Annotated in this window: 19 protein-coding genes; 10 read left to right on the top strand and 9 right to left on the bottom strand. The window is 47.0% G+C overall.

Annotated elements, in window-relative coordinates; genetic code table 11:
* The first annotated feature begins 29 nt into the window (after nt 1-29).
* The 4 genes from QUA62_RS14830 to malQ all read left to right on the top strand — a co-directional run bounded on the left by QUA62_RS14830 (nt 30) and on the right by malQ (nt 4,956).
* Nucleotides 30-1,817 carry a CHASE2 domain-containing protein gene (locus QUA62_RS14830; RefSeq protein ID WP_333404992.1) on the top strand — a complete coding sequence of 596 codons (1,788 nt, stop codon included), beginning with the start codon at nt 30-32 and terminating at the stop codon, nt 1,815-1,817.
* A gap of 74 nt (nt 1,818-1,891) precedes the next feature.
* Complete coding sequence (locus tag QUA62_RS14825) at nt 1,892-2,650, top strand: MinD/ParA family ATP-binding protein (RefSeq protein WP_190659384.1); 759 nt, start codon at nt 1,892-1,894, stop codon at nt 2,648-2,650.
* Nucleotides 2,651-2,857: 207 nt separating this feature from the next.
* Complete coding sequence (locus QUA62_RS14820) at nt 2,858-2,983, top strand: photosystem II protein Y (protein ID WP_006633094.1); 126 nt, start codon at nt 2,858-2,860, stop codon at nt 2,981-2,983.
* A 464-nt stretch (nt 2,984-3,447) separates the two neighbouring features.
* Nucleotides 3,448-4,956, top strand: coding sequence for a 4-alpha-glucanotransferase (gene malQ, locus QUA62_RS14815; protein ID WP_333404990.1), 1,509 nt, complete (start codon nt 3,448-3,450; stop codon nt 4,954-4,956).
* A 137-nt stretch (nt 4,957-5,093) separates the two neighbouring features.
* Here the strand turns inward: malQ and QUA62_RS14810 are convergent, their stop codons facing one another.
* Both QUA62_RS14810 and QUA62_RS14805 read right to left on the bottom strand, forming a co-directional pair.
* Nucleotides 5,094-5,978 (bottom strand): RodZ domain-containing protein, encoded by an 885-nt coding sequence (locus tag QUA62_RS14810; protein ID WP_333404988.1) that lies wholly within the window; start codon nt 5,976-5,978, stop codon nt 5,094-5,096.
* Nucleotides 5,975-6,769 (bottom strand): pseudouridine synthase, encoded by a 795-nt coding sequence (locus QUA62_RS14805; protein ID WP_333286035.1) that lies wholly within the window; start codon nt 6,767-6,769, stop codon nt 5,975-5,977. The genes QUA62_RS14810 and QUA62_RS14805 overlap by 4 nt, the downstream gene beginning before the upstream one ends.
* A gap of 618 nt (nt 6,770-7,387) precedes the next feature.
* Between QUA62_RS14805 and QUA62_RS14800 the strand changes: the two genes are divergently transcribed.
* Nucleotides 7,388-8,179, top strand: a complete 792-nt coding sequence (locus QUA62_RS14800) for a DUF2993 domain-containing protein (RefSeq protein ID WP_333404986.1) — start codon at nt 7,388-7,390, stop codon at nt 8,177-8,179.
* Nucleotides 8,180-8,310: 131 nt separating this feature from the next.
* On the opposite strand, the gene QUA62_RS14795 is transcribed toward QUA62_RS14800, so the two are convergent.
* The 3 genes from QUA62_RS14795 to QUA62_RS14785 form a co-directional block, all read right to left on the bottom strand.
* Nucleotides 8,311-9,228 (bottom strand): phosphatidate cytidylyltransferase, encoded by a 918-nt coding sequence (locus QUA62_RS14795; protein WP_333404985.1) that lies wholly within the window; start codon nt 9,226-9,228, stop codon nt 8,311-8,313.
* A gap of 478 nt (nt 9,229-9,706) precedes the next feature.
* Entirely contained in the window at nt 9,707-10,300 is a 594-nt protein-coding gene (cbiT, locus tag QUA62_RS14790; protein WP_190659397.1) for a precorrin-6Y C5,15-methyltransferase subunit CbiT, read from the bottom strand.
* A 95-nt stretch (nt 10,301-10,395) separates the two neighbouring features.
* On the bottom strand, nt 10,396-11,958 hold the full coding sequence (locus tag QUA62_RS14785) for an aminotransferase class I/II-fold pyridoxal phosphate-dependent enzyme (RefSeq protein ID WP_333404983.1): 1,563 nt from the start codon (nt 11,956-11,958) through the stop codon (nt 10,396-10,398).
* Nucleotides 11,959-12,316: 358 nt separating this feature from the next.
* On the opposite strand from QUA62_RS14785, the gene QUA62_RS14780 reads away from it, so the two are divergent.
* On the top strand, nt 12,317-12,565 hold the full coding sequence (locus tag QUA62_RS14780) for a gamma-aminobutyric acid A receptor, epsilon-like protein (protein WP_333404981.1): 249 nt from the start codon (nt 12,317-12,319) through the stop codon (nt 12,563-12,565).
* 144 nt (nt 12,566-12,709) lie between these two features.
* Here QUA62_RS14780 and QUA62_RS14775 read toward each other — a convergent pair whose 3' ends face one another.
* Entirely contained in the window at nt 12,710-13,069 is a 360-nt protein-coding gene (locus QUA62_RS14775) for a hypothetical protein (protein WP_333404979.1), read from the bottom strand.
* A gap of 121 nt (nt 13,070-13,190) precedes the next feature.
* On the opposite strand from QUA62_RS14775, the gene ychF reads away from it, so the two are divergent.
* Both ychF and QUA62_RS14765 read left to right on the top strand, forming a co-directional pair.
* Nucleotides 13,191-14,282: a redox-regulated ATPase YchF gene (gene ychF, locus QUA62_RS14770; RefSeq protein WP_333404977.1), complete on the top strand. Its 1,092-nt coding sequence runs from the start codon at nt 13,191-13,193 to the stop codon at nt 14,280-14,282.
* Nucleotides 14,283-14,303: 21 nt separating this feature from the next.
* Complete coding sequence (locus QUA62_RS14765) at nt 14,304-14,669, top strand: phage holin family protein (RefSeq protein ID WP_333404975.1); 366 nt, start codon at nt 14,304-14,306, stop codon at nt 14,667-14,669.
* Nucleotides 14,670-14,819: 150 nt separating this feature from the next.
* Here the strand turns inward: QUA62_RS14765 and QUA62_RS14760 are convergent, their stop codons facing one another.
* From QUA62_RS14760 to QUA62_RS14750, 3 genes are all read right to left on the bottom strand, one after another.
* A complete protein-coding gene (locus QUA62_RS14760; protein ID WP_333404973.1) occupies nt 14,820-15,251 on the bottom strand; it encodes an NUDIX domain-containing protein in 432 nt (143 codons plus the stop codon).
* A gap of 219 nt (nt 15,252-15,470) precedes the next feature.
* Nucleotides 15,471-15,926 carry a DUF3531 family protein gene (locus QUA62_RS14755; RefSeq protein ID WP_333404971.1) on the bottom strand — a complete coding sequence of 152 codons (456 nt, stop codon included), beginning with the start codon at nt 15,924-15,926 and terminating at the stop codon, nt 15,471-15,473.
* Between the two features lie 126 nt (nt 15,927-16,052).
* Complete coding sequence (locus tag QUA62_RS14750) at nt 16,053-17,069, bottom strand: Sll0314/Alr1548 family TPR repeat-containing protein (protein ID WP_333404969.1); 1,017 nt, start codon at nt 17,067-17,069, stop codon at nt 16,053-16,055.
* 374 nt (nt 17,070-17,443) lie between these two features.
* On the opposite strand from QUA62_RS14750, the gene QUA62_RS14745 reads away from it, so the two are divergent.
* A complete protein-coding gene (locus QUA62_RS14745; RefSeq protein WP_006633111.1) occupies nt 17,444-18,109 on the top strand; it encodes an ABC transporter ATP-binding protein in 666 nt (221 codons plus the stop codon).
* A 102-nt stretch (nt 18,110-18,211) separates the two neighbouring features.
* Nucleotides 18,212-18,958: a 16S rRNA (guanine(527)-N(7))-methyltransferase RsmG gene (rsmG, locus tag QUA62_RS14740; protein WP_333404967.1), complete on the top strand. Its 747-nt coding sequence runs from the start codon at nt 18,212-18,214 to the stop codon at nt 18,956-18,958.

Genomic DNA, 18,958 nt, shown 5'->3' with positions numbered 1-18,958 from the left:
CTGGGTTTCCAATCTACCGTGAGGTTTCTATGAGTAAAATATCTAACAAAATTCGATTGGCAGCGGCTCAATTGAGTCAACTGTATAAACCATCACTAGCATTGGCTAAGTCTGTATTAATTGCCAGCGCGGCAGTAACATTATCCTTGATGGGCGCCAGACAGCTAGGAATACTCGAACCAATAGAATTAAGCGCTTACGACCAAATGGTGAGGTGGCGTCCCGATGAAAAGCCAGACTCGCGTTTGCTAGTTGTGGGGATTACCGAAGCAGACATTCAGAAACTGAAACAGTGGCCGATATCCGATCGCAAAATAGCTGAAATATTACAAAAACTAGAAAAAATGCAGCCGGCAGTCATCGGTTTAGATGTACTGCGAGACGTACCTTTAGGAGACGGGCGCCAGGAATTAACTAAAATTTTACAAAAAAGCGATCGCATTATCGGGGTATGTTTAGTTACCGACGGAAGCCCGGACAATCCTGGTTCTCCGCCTGCGCCGGGGCTGGCAGAAAACCGGGTGGGATTTGCAGATTTCGGAGTCGATGCGGGTGGCATACTCCGCAAGGCTTTATTATTTATGAAACCACCGACAATTGAGGGCAAATCCTCGGTAGACAAACATCTTTGCAATGACGACTCTCAAGTTTTAGCTTCATTCAACCTCCAGATAGCACTCCACTACCTGCAAGGGCAAAAAATTTCTCCCGAAATGGCACCAGATCAATCTTTATGGCTGGGAAAAACCCAATTAAAACAACTAGCAAGCAATGACGGAGGATACACAAATACCGAGGTCAGGGGATATCAAATATTAATTAACTATCGTTCCAGGCGGCAAGTTGCCAACCAAGTCAGAATTACGGATGTTTTAGAGGGGAAAGTTGACCCAAATTTAGTTAAAGATAAAATAGTGCTCATCGGTTATACCACAGAAACCGTTAAAGATTTCTTTTATACTCCTTACAGTGGGCGACAGAAAAGCAACCAATTCATGCCTGGTATCGTGGCACACGCACAAGTAGTCAGCCAAATTTTGAGTGCAGTTTTAGACAACAGACCGATGTTATGGTTTTGGCCGGAATGGGCAGAAATCCTGTGGATTTCGGGATGGTCAATTGTCGGAGGAACGTTGGCATCGCGGATGGCTCACCCAGCGAAATTGACAGTGACATTCGGAGCACTGCTGTCCGGGTGTTGCGCCATCGGCTTTGGGATTTTTCTGTTGGGAGGGTGGGTGCCTGTGGCAGCGCCAGCCTTAGCATTAATCTTAACTGGCGGTAGCATTGTATCAGCAGAGAGATTTAATAAAGCCGGATACGGGAAAGCAATTAGCGATCGAGTAAAACAAGTCTTCAAAATCGAAATAGACCAAGCCAAAAAAGAACAGCAAGTCGCAGAAATCACAGAATCTGATTTCTTTAAAGAATTGCAGCAAAAGAAAGATAAACTGAGAATTAGCAAACAAGAAACCTCTGAAAAAGTACCTTCGGAACCCCAAGAAATAACAGCAAGTACCCCAGAGCTTCCCAAGGCCGAAAGTCAGACAGACGAATACCTAGCTCAGTTGCAGGAAAAAGCCAAACAGCAGAAGCAGCGCGCCCCCGTGACTGAATCGGAAAGCGGCTCTCAAACGGGTGCGATCGATGCGGGCGGCGGTGCTAGTTCAGCCGAAACCAAACCGGATGACGAGTTCAGCGATTTGCAAGCCAAAGCCAAACAGATGCGGCAGCGCAGGGGCGCACAAAAGAGCATAAAAGATGAAAAAATTGATAGTTTAACTGACAAGGAGGATTTGGGGGGCAAGGAAGAATGACAGACAACTCGCCTGCATCATCGAGAATTGCATCATAATGGGTTCTCGCAGTTTCTTACCCTCATACGCAGATCATGTCCAAAATCATCTCTGTCCACTCTTACCGGGGCGGAACTGGCAAATCGAACACGACAGCAAACCTGGCATCTATTATCGCTCGCGACGGAAATCGGGTCGCCATTGTGGACACAGACATTCAATCACCGGGGATTCACGTGCTGTTCGGTTTCAGCGAGAGCAACATGGATCACTGCCTGAACGATTACCTGTGGGGCCGGTGTCCGATCGCGGATACGGCCTACAATGTGAGTTCGCTGCTGCCAAAATTAACCAGTAACGGCAACCTTTACCTGATTCCTTCGAGCATTAAAGCAGGGGAGATAGCGCGAGTTTTGCGGGAAGGCTACGATGTGGGACTGCTTACCGACGGCTTTCAAGAACTGATCGAGGTTTTGAACTTAGACTACCTGTTTATAGACACGCACCCGGGGCTCAACGAAGAAACCCTCCTCAGCATCACCATTTCCGACATCCTGCTGCTGATTCTGCGTCCGGATCAGCAAGATTTTCAGGGAACGGCTGTCACGGTAGATGTGGCCCGCAAATTAGAAGTTCCCAAGATTTTGATGACGATCAATAAAGCCCCAGAATCCCTGGATTTCGAGGATTTGAAGCAGCAAGTAGAGAGTATTTACAACATCCCAGTGGCAGGGGTACTGCCCCACAGCGACCAGATGATGCTGCTCGCCAGCAAGGGAGTGTTTGCGCTGCACTTCCCTAACGACCCTCTAACAAAGGTTGTGGAAGGGATTGCGAAACACATTGTGAGATAATTTGTGCAGCGAATGTCGATCGCCCGCCCAGGAGTTTCACTTTCGCTCTCAATTCTTGCGGAGCGATGTCCTCCTGCGTATCCGGCTGCTAGCGGCGGAGGAACTTTTAAAGCCGACAATATTTGGTTAAAGAGTCAGGAGAATGGCGACAAAATGAGATACAAATAGATTATGAGAATTTGTTAAAAAACTTTAGGAGGAGAACTCATGGATTTTGACTTCCGCATACTAATAGTATTGATGCCCGTATTGTTGGCGGGCGGCTGGGCTGCCTACAACATCGGCAGTATAGCTCTCAAACAAGTGCAGAAATTTTTGAACAAGCAAGCTTAAACTCAGCCTCTTTTCAGGTAATTCCTCAGCCGACTGTTTTTTGAGATACAAAAACAGCCGGCTGATTTGTGCATTGGCTCTGCTTAAGTGATGGCTGATTTGTGGCGGGCAATTTACCACTGCAGAGAGATGGGGCGAAAAGAAAAGAGAAGTTAAATTTAAAAATTAAGCAGAAACCGGGTGCGCTCAAGCAAAATACTTTGTTCCAGCAAACGATCCTGGGTAAAAAAACCTAGCTGTGAAAGCAGGGCGATCGCGTAACTCCGGATTGTAATGTTTTGAACTCTAGTCATAACTCCTGAGTAGACTCCAATAAAAATATTTGGTAAGCACGTTATCGCAGAAAATATGAGACAATCACAAAAGTATTTGCCCTGACAATCGCCCTAAAAACTGCGAAGTTTAACGGGTAGGGAAGATAGGTCAAATTGTCAATGTTATATTCCTATATCTTTAGATAGATTATGCTTTTTCCCCGATCGAGCGGCATACTACTCCACCCCACATCCTTTCCCAGTCGATTTGGCATTGGGGACATGGGAATAGAAGCATATCGCTTTATTGACTTTTTAGTAGAGAGCGACCAGCAATACTGGCAGCTATTGCCGCTGGGCCCCACAGGATACGGCAATTCTCCTTATTCGTGCTATTCAGCAATGGCGGGAAATCCCCTGCTAATTAACCCAGAACTGCTGCGGGACGAGCAATTGCTCGCAGATGAAGACTTTGCTAATTTGCCAGAATTCCCGCTGGATTATGTAGACTTCGAGCGGGCGATCGCCGTGAAAGTGCCTTTGCTCAAAAAAGCTTGCGAAAACTTCAAAGCCAAAGCATCCCCGATCCAGCAAAAAGAATTCTCAGGTTTTTGCGAAAGCAAAGAGAATTGGCTGGAAGATTACGCCTTATTTATGGCACTAAAAGATCACTTTGGCGGTGTTAGCTGGAACAATTGGGAACCAGAAATTGCCCGTCGAGAACCACAGTCCCTAGAGAAGTGGCGCCAGCAGCTAAATGCTGAGATTTATTACTACAAATACGTCCAGTTTGAGTTTTTTCGCCAGTGGACGGAGTTGAAAAGCTATGCTAATATGCGGGACATTAAAATTATTGGGGATATTCCGATTTATGTAGCTCACGACAGCGCGGATGTATGGTCTCATCCAGAAATATTTTGCTTGGATGAAGCCACCGGAGAAGCAGCTTTAATGGCGGGAGTTCCCCCGGATTACTTCAGCAGTACAGGTCAATTGTGGGGCAACCCCGTCTACAATTGGGAGAAGTTGCAAGCAAATAATTTTGAGTGGTGGGTGCAGCGTTTTGAAGCGATTTTATCTTATGTAGACGTGACTCGGATCGACCACTTTCGAGGATTTGAGGCTTACTGGGCGGTGAAGCGCGGACAAGAAACTGCTATGTACGGAGAGTGGATTAAAGCGCCGGGAACAGCTTTGTTGGATGTAATTAATGAGAAGTTTGGCAACTTGCCGATTATCGCTGAGGATTTAGGGGTAATTACTCCTGAAGTGGAAGCTTTGCGCGATCGGTTCGAGTTTCCGGGAATGAAGATTTTGCAGTTTGCTTTCGGCGCTGGATCCGAGGATCCTTTTTGGCCTTTCAATTACGATCGCAACTGCGTAGTCTACACCGGCACTCACGACAACGACACTACTGTCGGATGGTTCAATCAACTCCAAGACTACCAAAGAGAGGAAGTTTATCGTTATTTGGGCTGCATCGATCCCCAAGGAATTCACTGGTCTTTAATCCGCATGGGTTGGATGTCGGTAGCTAATATGGCAATTGTGCCGTATCAAGACTTGTTGGGTTTGGATACAGACGCGCGGATGAATTTTCCTGGGAAAGCAGAGGGAAATTGGGGCTGGCGGTATCGACCTGAAGCTTTGAATTGGGAAGTGCGCGATCGGCTCAAAACCATGACTTACATCTCCGGGCGCGCTCCTAATAAAAATTGATAGTGGAGAAGGGGCAGTTGGTAATGGGTAAGGGGTAAGGGCTAAGAAGTCAATAAAGACGGACATTCTAATTAAAAGCTGTGGACTGCCAGCTATTACCTATTCCCGATTACCCCTTAACAATTACCAATTAACACTTACCCTTCATTCTTTGGCGGTGCTGAAGGCTTGAGTTCGTTTGCTTTAAAAACAACTTCTTTGGCGACTCCAGGAGCTCCGAGTTGTTCGGCTTGTCCGTTATTAACAGCAACCATTACCCCACCAGCGTTACCTGCTACTACTACCAATTGCTTTTGAGCCCCCCAGGTGCGAACAGTCCCTGAAGGCAAAGTTCCCTCAAACTCTGTTTTACCATCGACTTCAACCTGCATCCACGATTCTGCTTTAAAAGTGACGTTAACCATCACTGGTTTATTGCCAGATTTATCTAAACTTTGACCTGTTCTTACTGCTTCGACAGCCTCGTAACTATCCGGTTTCTGATTTTGTGAGGCTCTCGATGCCTCAGCAGCTAAACGGGCTTGTTCTTGCTGCCCAAGCGCTAGTTCTTCGGCTCCCGCACCGTTTTTTGCGGTAACAGAACCGCTCATCAACTGAGATAAGACATTGACCGAACAGATAATTAGAAATGTGTAAAAGAGGTAGAGGTGCATCGGCCGCAACTGAGGCCCATCTTGCCAGGATAGCTTGGTTCTCGATCGGGGCGCCGGTTCGATCGGAAAAAATTCGGCAAACTGAGTTCCGTCCAAGCCCATTGCTTCAGCGTAGCGCTTGATCAAACCCTGAGTGTAGACGGGTTCGGGAAGTTGGTCTAGTTGACCGTCCTCGATTGCTTGTAGCAGATTCCGCCGAATCATTGTTACCACGGCTACTTTGTCCAAACAAATCGACTGCTGTTCGCGGTACTGACGGAGTTGAGTTCCAATTTCCGCTAGCTTCTTCTTCTGAGCTGTTTCTGGCTCTTGGGAGTGCAGTTTCTGCTTAGTTGTTTTGAAGAATAAAAACAATAAATTCTTTGTCATATGCTGTGCTCCTGGGAATTTACTGGCACGCTTATTGATGTTAGGTTGACTAGATTCCATAAATAAATAATTTCCGCATCTTCTAGGGGTCGGCAGCAGCCTGGTGGCAATATTGGCGAACCGGGCCGCTGCAATTGAATCGGGCCAATGGCTGTGCGGTGCAGGCGCACCACGGGATATCCCAACAGCTCGGCTGTGCGCCGAATCTGGCGGTTTCTGCCTTCTGATAGAATGACTTCTAACAGAGTTTCGTCAAGCGCGCGATCGATAACTTTAACTTTCGCGGGCAAAGTTTTTCTGCCGGACAAGATGATGCCCTGACGCCACGTTTGTAGTATGCGTTCCGGGGGATCGCCCCGTACCCACACCTGATAAGTTTTGGCGATCGAGTGACGCGGGTGGGTCAAACAAAATGTCAGCTTACCATCATTGGTAAGCAAGAGGGCGCCGGTGGAATCTGCATCTAAGCGTCCTACGGGGTGGATGCCTTGACCGGAGCGCAGTTGGGGTGGCAGCAAGTCGAGAACTTTCGATCGGGCCCTGGGATCGCTGCAAGTAGAAACTACGCCTGCCGGTTTGTTGAGCAACAGATAGACCTTTGCGGGTCGATCCGTTGGTTTCACCGGGACTCCATCGACTTGGATGAGATCGCGATCGGGATTCGCTTTTTCTCCTAAGCGAACAATATTGCCATTAACTCGGACTCGTCCAGCTACAATCATCTGTTCTGCAAGACGGCGAGAGGCAATGCCCCACTGGGCGAGGATTTTTTGCAGCCTTTCATCAGACATGACGGGAGTGTGGAAATCCCCAACGAGCCAACGGTGGGGAGGAAACACGACACGGTTAATTGATTAACCGTACTAGCAATGCTCAATTCCTGCTTGGGAATAAATTATAATGCTGACCAATTATTACAGGACGCCCGCCAAGAGTGCAGATTGTCCTTGTGCCCGGTGCAGATTGTCCTGATGGCATTACCCTGAATGCTGTGCAAAAACTACGAGGAAAAGACTCGCGGCAGGCACAGGTTTGCACCGTTGGTTTGCGGCCGGTTTGAAAGGTTTGGGTCTGACCCGACCATAAACCAACACTACCATAAATCCCGTACTCCTGGTTAAATTTATACGCTCGATCGCGAATTTTTCAGCGGGATCGCACAACTCGTGAATTACCCCAATATCCCAAGGGGGAAAAGGTGAGAATTTTTCTGCTTCTGGCGTTGCCGAGCCCAGGTTTCTGCTTGGTTTTGGAGTTAATCGGACTTGTGTTCATCAACCCGGTTTCTAAGGAAAATCAGAGGTTGACAGCGGTCTATCTGTGCAGAAACCGGGTTTTTGAGGCCGGATGTCCAAGTTCTAGTTAAATTTCTGTGCTTGAATATTAAGGTTTATATTCTGAAATTGTTTATGACTGTCGATCGAAACTCTCTTCAATTTGACAATAAAGATGGCGCTGCTGGCTCTGGTGGGACTGTTAATCTCGGCGAGGAGCCGAGGAAACCTTCGCCGAGTCAAGGCAGCCGGATCGCGAGCGCGGTTCTGTCTCCGGCGGTGCAGTTGTGGCTGCGATCGCAAGTTCAGCAGGTGGATGAGTTGAAGGTGAAAATTGAGGGGAGCGATCGACAAATCTTCCGCGGTGCGATCCCCAAAGTAACGGCTGCTGCTAGCGGTGCTGTGTATAAAGGACTACACCTAACTGAAGTTGCCATAGAGGGCTGTGGCATTCGCATCAACCTCGGTCAAGCTCTTAAAGGCCAACCCCTGCGCCTCCTGGAATCCGTTCCCGTGACAGGCGTTTTGAGGCTTCGTCAGGCGGATTTGAATGCGTCACTGAAAGCGCCTTTGCTTGCTGATGCTTTGAGCGAATTTTTGCTGCCTATGCTGCCGCTGACAGATAGCGAAAAGTTGCTGAAGTTGAAAAATTCGCAAATTGTAATTGAGGCGGGTGTGTTGACGCTTTCGGCGACAATTTTGCGCGCTGGCGGTAGGCAAATTCCTTTTGTATTGCGGACTGGTTTGCGGATAGCCAGCGGTCGCGAATTGATGTTTGAAGAACCAGAAATCGAAATGGATGGAGAATTAAAGAGCACTGATTTCAATGGTTTTAAAATTGATTTTGGGCCGGAAGTTGAGATTGAAGAGTTGATTTTGAGTCCGGGGGAGATTGTTTGTCGGGGAGGAATTAGAGTTTTGCCTTAGAGGGGAAGAGCAACGGGAAGGGGGAAGAAGTTTTGAGTGCGTGAGAGGGCTTTCGGTGCGGATCGCAACGCTTACGTGACCCGCAACGCGGTCGGCCTTCCATGAGTTAAACACCAATTCGCAATTGGCAATTAGCGGGCGATGAGGTAAGAGTCGATCGCCGGCAACAGTAAAGTGACAAAATAGTAGACTAACGGTGCGGTAAAAACATAACTGTCGGTGCGATCGAGAATGCCGCCGTGACCGGGGATCAACTGTCCCGAATCCTTAACACCGGCGTCTCGCTTCATCATCGACTCAGTTAAATCTCCCAACAGGCTAGCAACGCCAATCAACAGACCAAAAGCAGCCCCAGTATACGGCCACCCCGGCCAGTTTAAATACCAAGACCCAGCGACGGCCACGGCGATGCTGCCGCAAACTCCAAATACGGCACCTTCAACAGTCTTTTTGGGGCTGATGTGGGACAGGCTAGTGCGGCCGAAGAATTTGCCCACAAAATAAGCCCCAATGTCAGCGGCCCAGATGCAGAGGAAAGCCAGCAGCAGCGAAGTTAATCCTAAAGATATATGGCTAGAAGTTGTCCAAGATGGCGGCGAGTAAATGTTAACCGGCAAATTGCTTGCTACTGCTTGCCCCAGTCCAGTTGTAGCAAGATTGGCTGGGTCGAGGCCGACTCGCAGCCGTATCCAATAGCTGGGCAAATAACCGCCGTAGAACAATCCTAAAATTGAGGAGGCAATATCGGCGATCGTCGATAATTTAGGTTGGAATAACAGGTAGAAACAGATTAAGGTTCCCGCTAAGGGGAACATGGCATCTACGAGTTCCGGTGCTAGGGCGGCAGTAATTAATAGCCCTTGACTGACAGCTAAGGTAGTTTTGGCAGCGGGTGCAATGCCTTTAGCCCTGGCTAATTGAAAATATTCCAATTGACCTAGGTAGACGATAACTCCAAAGCCGACGGTGAAGTACCATCCCCCCATAATAATCATTCCCAAAGCAAGGGCGATCGCAACTATTCCACTCAGGATACGAGACCAAGGCATAAAATGAATTTCTCTTGCAGACGGCGGTGGGTAATTCGATTTTAGATTTTAGATTTTAGATTTTAGATTTTAGATTCTAGATTTACTCCACAGATGAATCTGGGAGATTGAACTAGGGTCTAAAATTTTGGGTGGCTCACGACGATTGTCGGCGGCTTGTATCCGTTTTTGGGCGGTGTCATTCGACGCAAGGATGCAAGGATGTAAGGATTATTAGGGTACGTTTTCCTCCCTCACAGCCAAGCCCAATACCCAACTGGCGATGATCCAAAATCTCAACTCAGGGGGTCAATCCAGCTAGGGTCGCCCTTATTCTAAGTATGAAGGTTAATTGAACGTAAAAAAGGTTAAGAATTACATTTAGGAATGGGCATAGGGGCTAAAAGCATGGGACATGGGGCATTGGAGGCAGACCCTGGAAGGGGATTGGTAACAAATAACCAATAACAACTGTCAACTCTCAACTGTCAACTAACTTCTAATCGAGCTTTTCGCCGCTGAGAATAAATATGGGATTGACGGCGGCAAAGGTTTGACTGAGGCCGCGAGTCTCCAAGCGGTTGACGGCGGACTGGACTACTTCGATGTTGCGGACTTGTAACTCGGCGAAGCCTTCGGAAAGGGCGTAAAGATTTTCTAAATTCGAGGCTGTGGCGACCACTCTACCGTGGGGTTGCAAGTACCGCCAGACTTCTTGGAGAATGGCTTTAATGGGGCGACCTCCTTCGATGCAGACTCGGTGGGGGGGTTGGGGCAGGTTTTCCAGGCATTCCGGGGCACTGCCTTCTATGACTTCTACGTTGTCGAGCTCGAATCGATCGCAATTTCTGCGAATCAAGCTTGCTACTTCTTCGTCCCTTTCGACGGCAATAATCCGACCTTTGGGACACAGCAAACCTGTTTCTACGGCGATCGTACCAGTACCTGCACCGATGTCCCACACCACTGAATCTGCTTGCAGGCGCAGGTGGGAGATTAACAGCAGTCGGACTTCTCGCTTACTCATGGGAATTCCCGGTAAACGTTCAAATAAGTCATCCGGGATGCCTGGAGTGACGTAGGGCCAAAGCATAGTTATATTTTTGATTTTTGATTGAAGCAAGACGGCAGTTGGAACTCGTGGAAGAATTAGTAGAAATTCTGCCAATTTCCCCCAAGCCTTAATATTTACTGTCGCACAACCTTGAGAGTTTGGAGGTTTCTATCGCTACAACCTGTGATTTTGCCGCCGGCGGCAAGGATTTGTTGCAGGTAGTCAACGGCTGCTGGGGTAATGATTTCACCAGGCATCAAGACTGGTATCCCTGGGGGATAGGGACAGATGAGTTCGGCGCTGAGTCGATCGACTGCTTTGTCTGCTGGTACGGTTTCCGCTGGGAAAAAGAAGGCCTCGCGGGGGGAAAGGAGAGGGGGAGAGGGGGAGAGTGGGAGAGTGGGAGAGTGGGCAAATCTTCCATCGGACATCGGACTTCTTCTCTCGGACTTCTTCTTTCTTCCTTCTTCCTTCTTGCTGACATCTGTTACATCCGTTACAGAATCCGTTGCCGAACTTCCTTCTTCCTTCTTCCTTCTTGCTTCTAAAAAAGTACAAGCTTTAACTAAATTGTCAATATCTAATTCTGTATTTCCCAAGCTGATAATAAATGTTAGATGTTGGGGCATGGGAAGTTCTGCGGTAACGCCGAGTTGAGAGTGCAGAATTTCATCTGCTGCAAATCCTGTGATTCCTAAATCTGATACTTTTACTGTTAGCCTGGTGCGGTCTAATGCTGCAAAACCAGGTGTATTTAACGGTTCTAAAACAGATAAGCCTGGAATTTGACTGATGCGCGATCGCGCTTTTTCTGCTAGCTGTAAAGTTTGCGCCATTAACTCTTTGCCGTGGAGTGCGATTTGTTGGCGGGCTGCGTCTAGGGATGCTAATAGTATGTAACTCGGACTGGTAGATTGTACTAACTGCAATGCTCTATTTAATTTTTGGATATCTATGCGAGATCCCTTGACGTGCAGCATCGATGCTTGTGTCATTGCACCCAGGGTTTTGTGGATTGATTGTACTGTTAAATCGGCGCCGGCTGATAGTGCTGGTTCTGGCAAGTTTGGATGAAAGTTAAAGTGCGCGCCGTGGGCTTCGTCTACTAATAACGGTATGTTGTATTGATGGGTAATTTGGGCGATCGCCCGCAAATCCCCGCAGACGCCGTGATAGGTTGGGTAAACTATCATTACTGCTTTGGCGTCGGGATGTTGTTCTAATGCTGCGGCTGTGGCTTGTGGGGTGATGCTGTTGGCAATATCCCAATTCGGGTTGTACTCTGGACTGACAAAAATTGGAATTGCACCGGATAAAATCAAACCTGAAATCGCCGAGGTGTGGATATTTCGAGGCAAGATAATTTTATCGCCGGGGCTGCAAGTTGCTAAGATGGCGGCGATAATTCCGCAAGTTGAACCGTTAGCCAAAAACCGAGTTGAGTGGGCTCCAAAAGCTTCGGCGGCTAAGTCTTGAGCTTCGGCAATTGCACCTTCTGGGTTAAAGAGATTATCTAATTCCGGCAATTCCGGCAAATCCGATCGAAATACTGTCGCACCGAATAAGTCAATTAGGGGTTGAGAGATTCCTTGTCCGCCTTTGTGTCCGGGGGCATAAAATGGGGCGTGTGGCTGATTTGTGCGATCGCGCAAAGCATCTAATAGGGGAGTTTTTGTTTGAGAGTTTGCTGGTGACACGATTAATCTTGATTTCTGTATTTGATATCTAAGTAGAGCGATATGAAAAAACCATAATATCTTGTAGGGACGGGTTGATCGAGTACCTTTACTCTCAGGCAGTTTCTTGCTGTACTCACGCGCCCTCCCCATCTAATGTTTATTTGTAACCACTTACTTAGTTTAATGCCAAAGGTATAATTTTATGCTGACTTAATAATTAATTATAGCTATTTAGATAGATGTGTCCGCCGCAATATTGAGTTTAAAATTATGAGATAAAACAATACCACAACTCAGTTATTTTTGTTGAAAAATATAGCTAGAAGTGGCGAGCAAATGTTTTTGGAACATCTCTATTAGCGAGCATAACACTAACATGATTTTTCCCAACCCTAGTCCGTTTCCAGGCCCGCAGATTCCCGGTACCGAACCGGGACTGCCGACTATACCCGCATCGCCACCAGTGCCTGGCCCTGTACCCGAACCGATTCCCGGAATAGTACCGGAACCCGTACCTGCGCCAATTCCCCAGCCAATACCTGAACCGGTGCCGGAAACTGTACCCTCTCCGATTCCTCAGACAGTGCCGGAACCTATTCCTCAGACAATCCCTGAACCTGTTTAAATTATGTTTTAGTCGATCGCGAAATTTAAGATTGTTTGTGAGGTCGATCGCAAAAACCGGCTTTCTCCAAAGTCCCCAATATTTTTGTGGAATATCAGACTTGAAAAAACTCGGTTTTTGCCTAAATTATCGATTAACTACTTACTAATTACTGAAGTTGATCGACGGCGCTGTACAAAAGTTAATACCACGCAAATCAGACTGTGTGCCGTCAGAGTATGTGGCCCTGACATCAAAAACACAGCCCCCCGAGACATCACCCTCGTACTCAGCTGAATCCCATTCAAAAGGGAAAGTGCCCCGATCGGGAAGCGGACCGTCTAACAGGTTTTCTCCCCAAGGGTCGTCGGAACTACCCGAATGGAGGGCTGTCATCGTCTTGCCGCTGTTGTTAAGCACCGAAATTTTGTTCCTCTCAGCGAAAACGCTAGGTGCTGTCAGTGCTAACAGGGGCAGCGACAGCACCGCAGCGATCGTTACTTTGCCTAACCATCGGTTAACCATTGAGCCATCTACCTTAAGTTGTATATTTATTTAAGCTTAGCAGTGGAAGTTAGAAAGCACAAGTCAGATATATTGCTATTCCTTATGATATTTTGAAACAGTGATATGTTTCTAAATAGCTATGCTTACTGCCGGAATTGTCGGACTGCCTAATGTTGGCAAATCTACTTTGTTTAATGCTCTGGTTGCTAATGCCAAGGCGACTGCTGCTAATTTTCCTTTCTGTACGATCGAGCCAAATACGGGTATCGTGGCAGTGCCAGACGAACGGTTGAACGTGCTGAGCAATATTTCTAATTCCGCGCAAACTGTGCCGACGCGGATGGAGTTTGTGGATATTGCGGGTTTGGTGAAGGGGGCGAGTCAGGGGGAAGGACTGGGAAATCAGTTTTTGTCTCACATTCGGGCTGTAGATGCGATCGTCCACGTTGTCCGCTGTTTTGACAATGATGATATTATTCACGTTGCCGGTTCTGTCGATCCCCAGCGAGATATTGACATTATCAATCTCGAATTAATTCTAGCAGACTTAGCTCAAATTGAACGCCGACTCGATCGCACTCGCAAGCTGGCCCGCAACAATAAGGAAGCTCAGGCAGAAGTGGATGTACTCGAAAAATTAGTCGCAGTTTTGAATGCGGGGAAACCGGCGCGGCAGTACAATTTCACAGATGAAGAAGCTGAATTAGTTAAAGGTTTGGAATTACTGACCAACAAACCAATTATCTATGCTGCTAACGTATCTGATGACGATTTAGCAACGGGAAATAGCTATGTCGAACAAGTGCGGGAAGTAGCAGAAGCAGAAAATGCTAAGGTTGTCATTGTTTCGGCGCAAGTTGAGTCAGAATTGGTGGAGTTATCCGAGGAAGAACGAACGGATTTCCTAGAATCTCTGGGGGTAAAAGAAGGTGGCTTGAAATCTCTGATTCGAGCTACTTATGAATTATTGGGTTTGCGGACTTATTTTACTAGCGGCCCGAAGGAAACTCGCGCTTGGACAATTATCGCGGGAATGTTAGCACCGCAAGCTGCAGGGGTGATTCACTCGGATTTTGAACGGGGTTTCATCCGGGCCGAAACTGTGAGTTATGAAGATTTGGTTGCTACGGGCGCGATGAATGCGGCTAAGGAAAAAGGCTTAGTTCGCAGTGAAGGAAAAGAGTATGTTGTACAAGAGGGGGATGTGCTGTTGTTCCGATTTAATGTTTAGCTTTTTTAAGGAGATTGGCACATGGATATCGTTTCGCTGGCAAGTGTTTGGCTGGTTACTTCTGTGAGCTTTTTTATTATTTCCAAGTTGCCCATCGGGGTGGATATTGACAGTTTTGGAAAAGCGATGATTTCGGCAGCGGTTTTTGGATTGCTGAATGCCTTGGTGCGGCCGATTTTTTTGTTTTTTGGTTTTCCATTGCTGTTGGTAACTTTTGGCTTGTGGATAATTGTTATCAACGCTGCTATCTTTGGATTGGCGGCTTGGCTAGTCGAAGGGTTTCGCTTGCGGTGGGGAATTTGGAGTGCTTTGCTGGGGGCTATCGCCCTCGGTTTTATTAACTCTCTTCTCTATCAGGTGTTGAGTACGCTGCCTAGTGTAAGGTAGAGAAAGGTAACGCTCTGGGCGGAAGGAAGGGGCGGGTTTATTCATCCTGTTAGTTATCGCAAATATTTCAGGTGAAACCCCCCCTACGGCAAATATTTTAGCTTTAATTCCCCCATATCAGGTATTTGTTTTTTGGTATTGGTTGAGTTATTAGCCTTCGCAGTAGTCGATAAATTGCTCTGGAACGAGGCGCAATTCCCCCGATCGAAAGCGCTCGATCGCCATCCAAAGTGCGGTAAATACCCCCTCTCCGTCTGCAAAGGCTAGACTCTCCAATTGATAAAATTGGGGATCGACAAATTCGCACTGATAGAGTTGTATTAGTTCGTGTCCGGCTTCGCCATTAAAAATAAAAAAATTTTCCAAACAAGCCAAATATTTGATATTTGTTAACTCGGCTTTAATTTCTTCTTGAAACTCTCTTTGCAAAGCGTCGATGCTGTGTTCTCCGAATTCTATGCCACCGCCCAAAGCTCGGTAAAATGTGTCTTGTTTGACAGGATCTTCGCATTCTGACACGAAAATGCGATCGCCCGATCGAATTAATCCTAAAACAATTACGCGAATTGTACCTTTTTGCATAAATTAGTTATCAGTCATCAGTCATGACGCATCAACACCAAAACAAAAGAAACCGGGTTCCGACTTCGCCCAACCAGCAGGTTTTTTGCCGTTGATGCGGGCTGTAACGAAGTATGATGCAAAAAACCCGGTTAATGACTACCCGTGCGTAAGCCCTATATTAGCCAGAAATCATCACTCATTATTCGTGTATCCGTGTCATCCGTGTGGGGCCAACGTTTAATTATCATCGCTGGCAAAACCCTCTCTCCTGCTTCTATTTTCAATGGGCCAGTCTGTATTTTCCCCGCCAATAATGAGTTTTTCAATGGTTACGAATTCTTTGCTTAGTTGCTGGAAAACATTAATCAAAACATCGAGGCCCATTGCATCGCTAGTGCCCAAATCAAACCAGCAGCGAGCCCAAGAACCTTGATACTCCATTTCTCCCATATTGTGCATCAAAGCCATCATGCTTTGGTCTGCTAGATTAACATCGTAATTCATATCACTGATGTCTAATCCTTCATCTTGAACTTGCAAATTTTCCGCATTAAATCCTCCGAGTTTTCCCAAGAAAAACCAAGAGTCAAACACTTCTTCAACATACTGTTTTTCACCGTTTGAAGGCACGTTGCTGAACTTCAGCCAAATCCAGAGGTCAAAGGGGTTAAACTCGCGAAACTCTACTTGCATCAATTTTATCAAAGAAAGGGAATGGAATTGCAGGAATGGGATTGCGGGAGAGAGGAAAAGTGGGAGAGAGGGAGAAGGAGAATTTTTCTCCTGACTCCTGACTTCTGACTTCCCCTCTGACTCTTTTTAAAGTGGTGGTAAGGCTGTCGGCCCCCAGACTCCATCTGCATCTCTAATTTTATCGCGCATGGGGTCGCAGGCACGAGATTTGCTGTCGAGACGGTTACGGGTTCTGCACTGCTGAAAGAAGATTTCGGCTACTAAACTGCGGGGCAGTTGATCTGGTTTTGCTAAGGCGGCGTCGAAGTTTTTTCCGGCTTCCTCAAGTAAGGTTTTGTTGCTGTCTTTCCCCTGGGATTGGGAAAACAAGATTTGTCCCTTTAGATAGAGAACTTCTGGATTATTTGGCGTTTCTGCTAAGGATTTGTTGGCAAATTCTAAAGCGCGATCGTACTTTTTCAAGTCTCGATAGCCGACTGCCACGCCACGATAAGCTAAGTAGCGGGGAGAGGCTTTTTGTTCGAGTCTTTGAATTGCTTCGTTGGGGTTGGAAAAGGGTAGGTTTGTGGCTAGCATTAAGTCCATGTAGCCTTTAATCAGGTTGAGTTCGGGGTCATTGGGAGCTATTTTGTCGGCGGCCTCTAGGTATTGAAATACTACTCGCAATTTACTCACAGCTTGGGGCGCGCCTTTTGCTGTTCCTTCTTTGGCTATAATGTTCGCCCCTTCTAGAAAGTGGCCGGCTGCTGTGTAAATGTTACCGCGCAATGGATTAGTCTTCGTCAAATTTTCGCCGACTTCGCGGGTTTTTTGCGCGTAGGAATTCATCGAGTTGAAGTCTTTTTCGATGTATGATAGCGAGGCTGCCATCGCATAGGCTAGCGGTTCGTTTGGTTCGGCGGATAGTGCTTGTTGAACTTGAGTTTTTGCTTGTTTGTAGTTTCCTTGCTGAAACATTGTTTTGAAAGCGGTTTCGGTATTGGGCCCGATCGCCTGCGGGTTGCTTGTGCGAAAGGGATCGCCCGCTAATGCGGAGTTAATGCAGATGCTGAGGGCGATCGCGAGTGCGAAAGGGATCGCCCGCACTGTCTGTTTAGAACTTAACATTTGCTTGCCAAGCGATGCTAAAGGGGTTTTCGTCATCGTCAATTCTCTGAGTGGAATATACTGTAAACTAGAAACAAGAGAGTTAAATTCTCAAACTCTCGGGCCGCGACCAAAAAAAGAGTGAAATTTGCTTGATTTTTTGTGGTTGTTGAGGTATATTTTAATAATGGAAGTGTGACTTGTATAATATATTAAAGAACAGATTCCCATTATTAAAATATACCATGAAAAAACAGAAAAATCCAACACCCATCCTGAAAAAAAAGGAAATTTTTGTAAAGATTTATGTAAAATAATTGTGTGCGATCGGCCCAAGCTAGAAACAAATCGCTGAGGCTGGATAATTTATCCGTGTATCCTTGTCAAAATTCCTGTAGTGCCTTCCTTCTCCCCAATTACCAATTGCGTTAATGCTTTATCTAAAAAACTTAGTATATCATCCTACCGCCTGTCCGAATCCTATTCTGAAAAATATTAACTTAGAACTGCCCTCGCAGCAAATGGGGCTGATTGTGGGTCGCAGCGGTTCAGGCAAAAGTACGCTATTAGAAATATTAGCAGGCTTAGCAGAAAAAACTAGCGGCGACATCCGTTGGCGGGAACAAGAATTAACACCGGAACACTTGCAACAGTTAGGAGGGTTAGTGTTTCAGTTTCCAGAAAGGCATTTTTGCGGAGGCACAATTTTAGAAGAATTGCGGTTGGGGCATCCTGAATTGGGACAAGAACAAATTAACTCAGCAATGGCAGAAGTGGGACTCGGACATTTGCCGCTGCGCGCTTCCCCCCACGCTTTGAGCGGCGGACAACAGCGGAGGGTAGCCCTGGCGGTGCAGCTAATTCGGCAGCCGCATTTGCTACTTTTGGACGAACCGACGGCGGGTTTGGATTGGTCGATGCGACGGCAGTTGGTAAGCTTGTTGAGTAAGTTGAAAAGTCACTGGACTTTGTTGATTGTTACTCACGATGCTAGCGATTTGTTGAGTGTAGCCGATAAATTTTGGACTTTAGACCACGGGGATTTGCTGGAGGTCGATCGGGCTAAATTAGAAGCTAAGGAAACGAGTTGCGTTTGATTATTCTGGCGTTCCCAATGGTTTCCCGGCGAAGAGAATTCGCGTCTAGACAAACGAAGTCCGCCTACGCGGACAGAAAGAAAAAAGTGAGAATAGAACTAGATGATAAATGAAATTAAAATATCTGTGTTGCCCCAGATGAACGAGTTGTGGCAAAAAACGCTGAATTGGCAGCCGGATGAGTCGCAGCAACAACTATTTCAGCGACTTTATGAGTTAATTGTTGAGGGAAATCGCTCCTTAAATTTAACTCGAATTACTGAGCCGATGGAGTTTTGGGAAAAACATTTGTGGGATTCTCTGCGGGGAATTGCAAGACTGCTGCCAGCTAATCACAATTCGGCGGAAAATCCAGAATTGGCCGCCGAGTCGGTGCAGAAAGCGATTGATATCGGGACAGGAGGGGGTTTTCCGGGTCTGCCGATCGCGATCGCCCGGCCGCAACTATCAGTTACTTTGCTCGATTCTACGCGCAAAAAAATTGATTTCTTGGAAACAGTTTTGCCGTCTTTAGGGATAGAAAATGCGGCGACTTTGTTGGGCAGAGCCGATGAAATTGCCCGAGTGCCACAGCACAAACAAGCTTATGATTTAGCAGTTCTCCGAGCAGTGGGAGCCGCTCCTCTCTGCGCTAAATGCGCGCTGCCTCTGCTGAAAAATGGCGGTTTGGCTGTACTTTACCGTGGGAATTGGACAGTGGAGGAAGAAACCGAGTTGCAAAGGGCGATCGAGCATTTGGGCGGTAAAATTGAGTCAGTCGAAGCATTCACAACGCCGACGAGTCAGGGGGCGCGGCACTGCGTTTACTTGCGGAAAGTTGTACAGCAGTTCGAGCGTCCCGTGCGCTAG

The sequence above is a fragment of the Microcoleus sp. MON1_C1 genome (assembly GCF_036701945.1).
Lineage (GTDB): Bacteria > Cyanobacteriota > Cyanobacteriia > Cyanobacteriales > Microcoleaceae > Microcoleus.
This window is presented reverse-complemented; position numbering and strand designations above follow the sequence as displayed.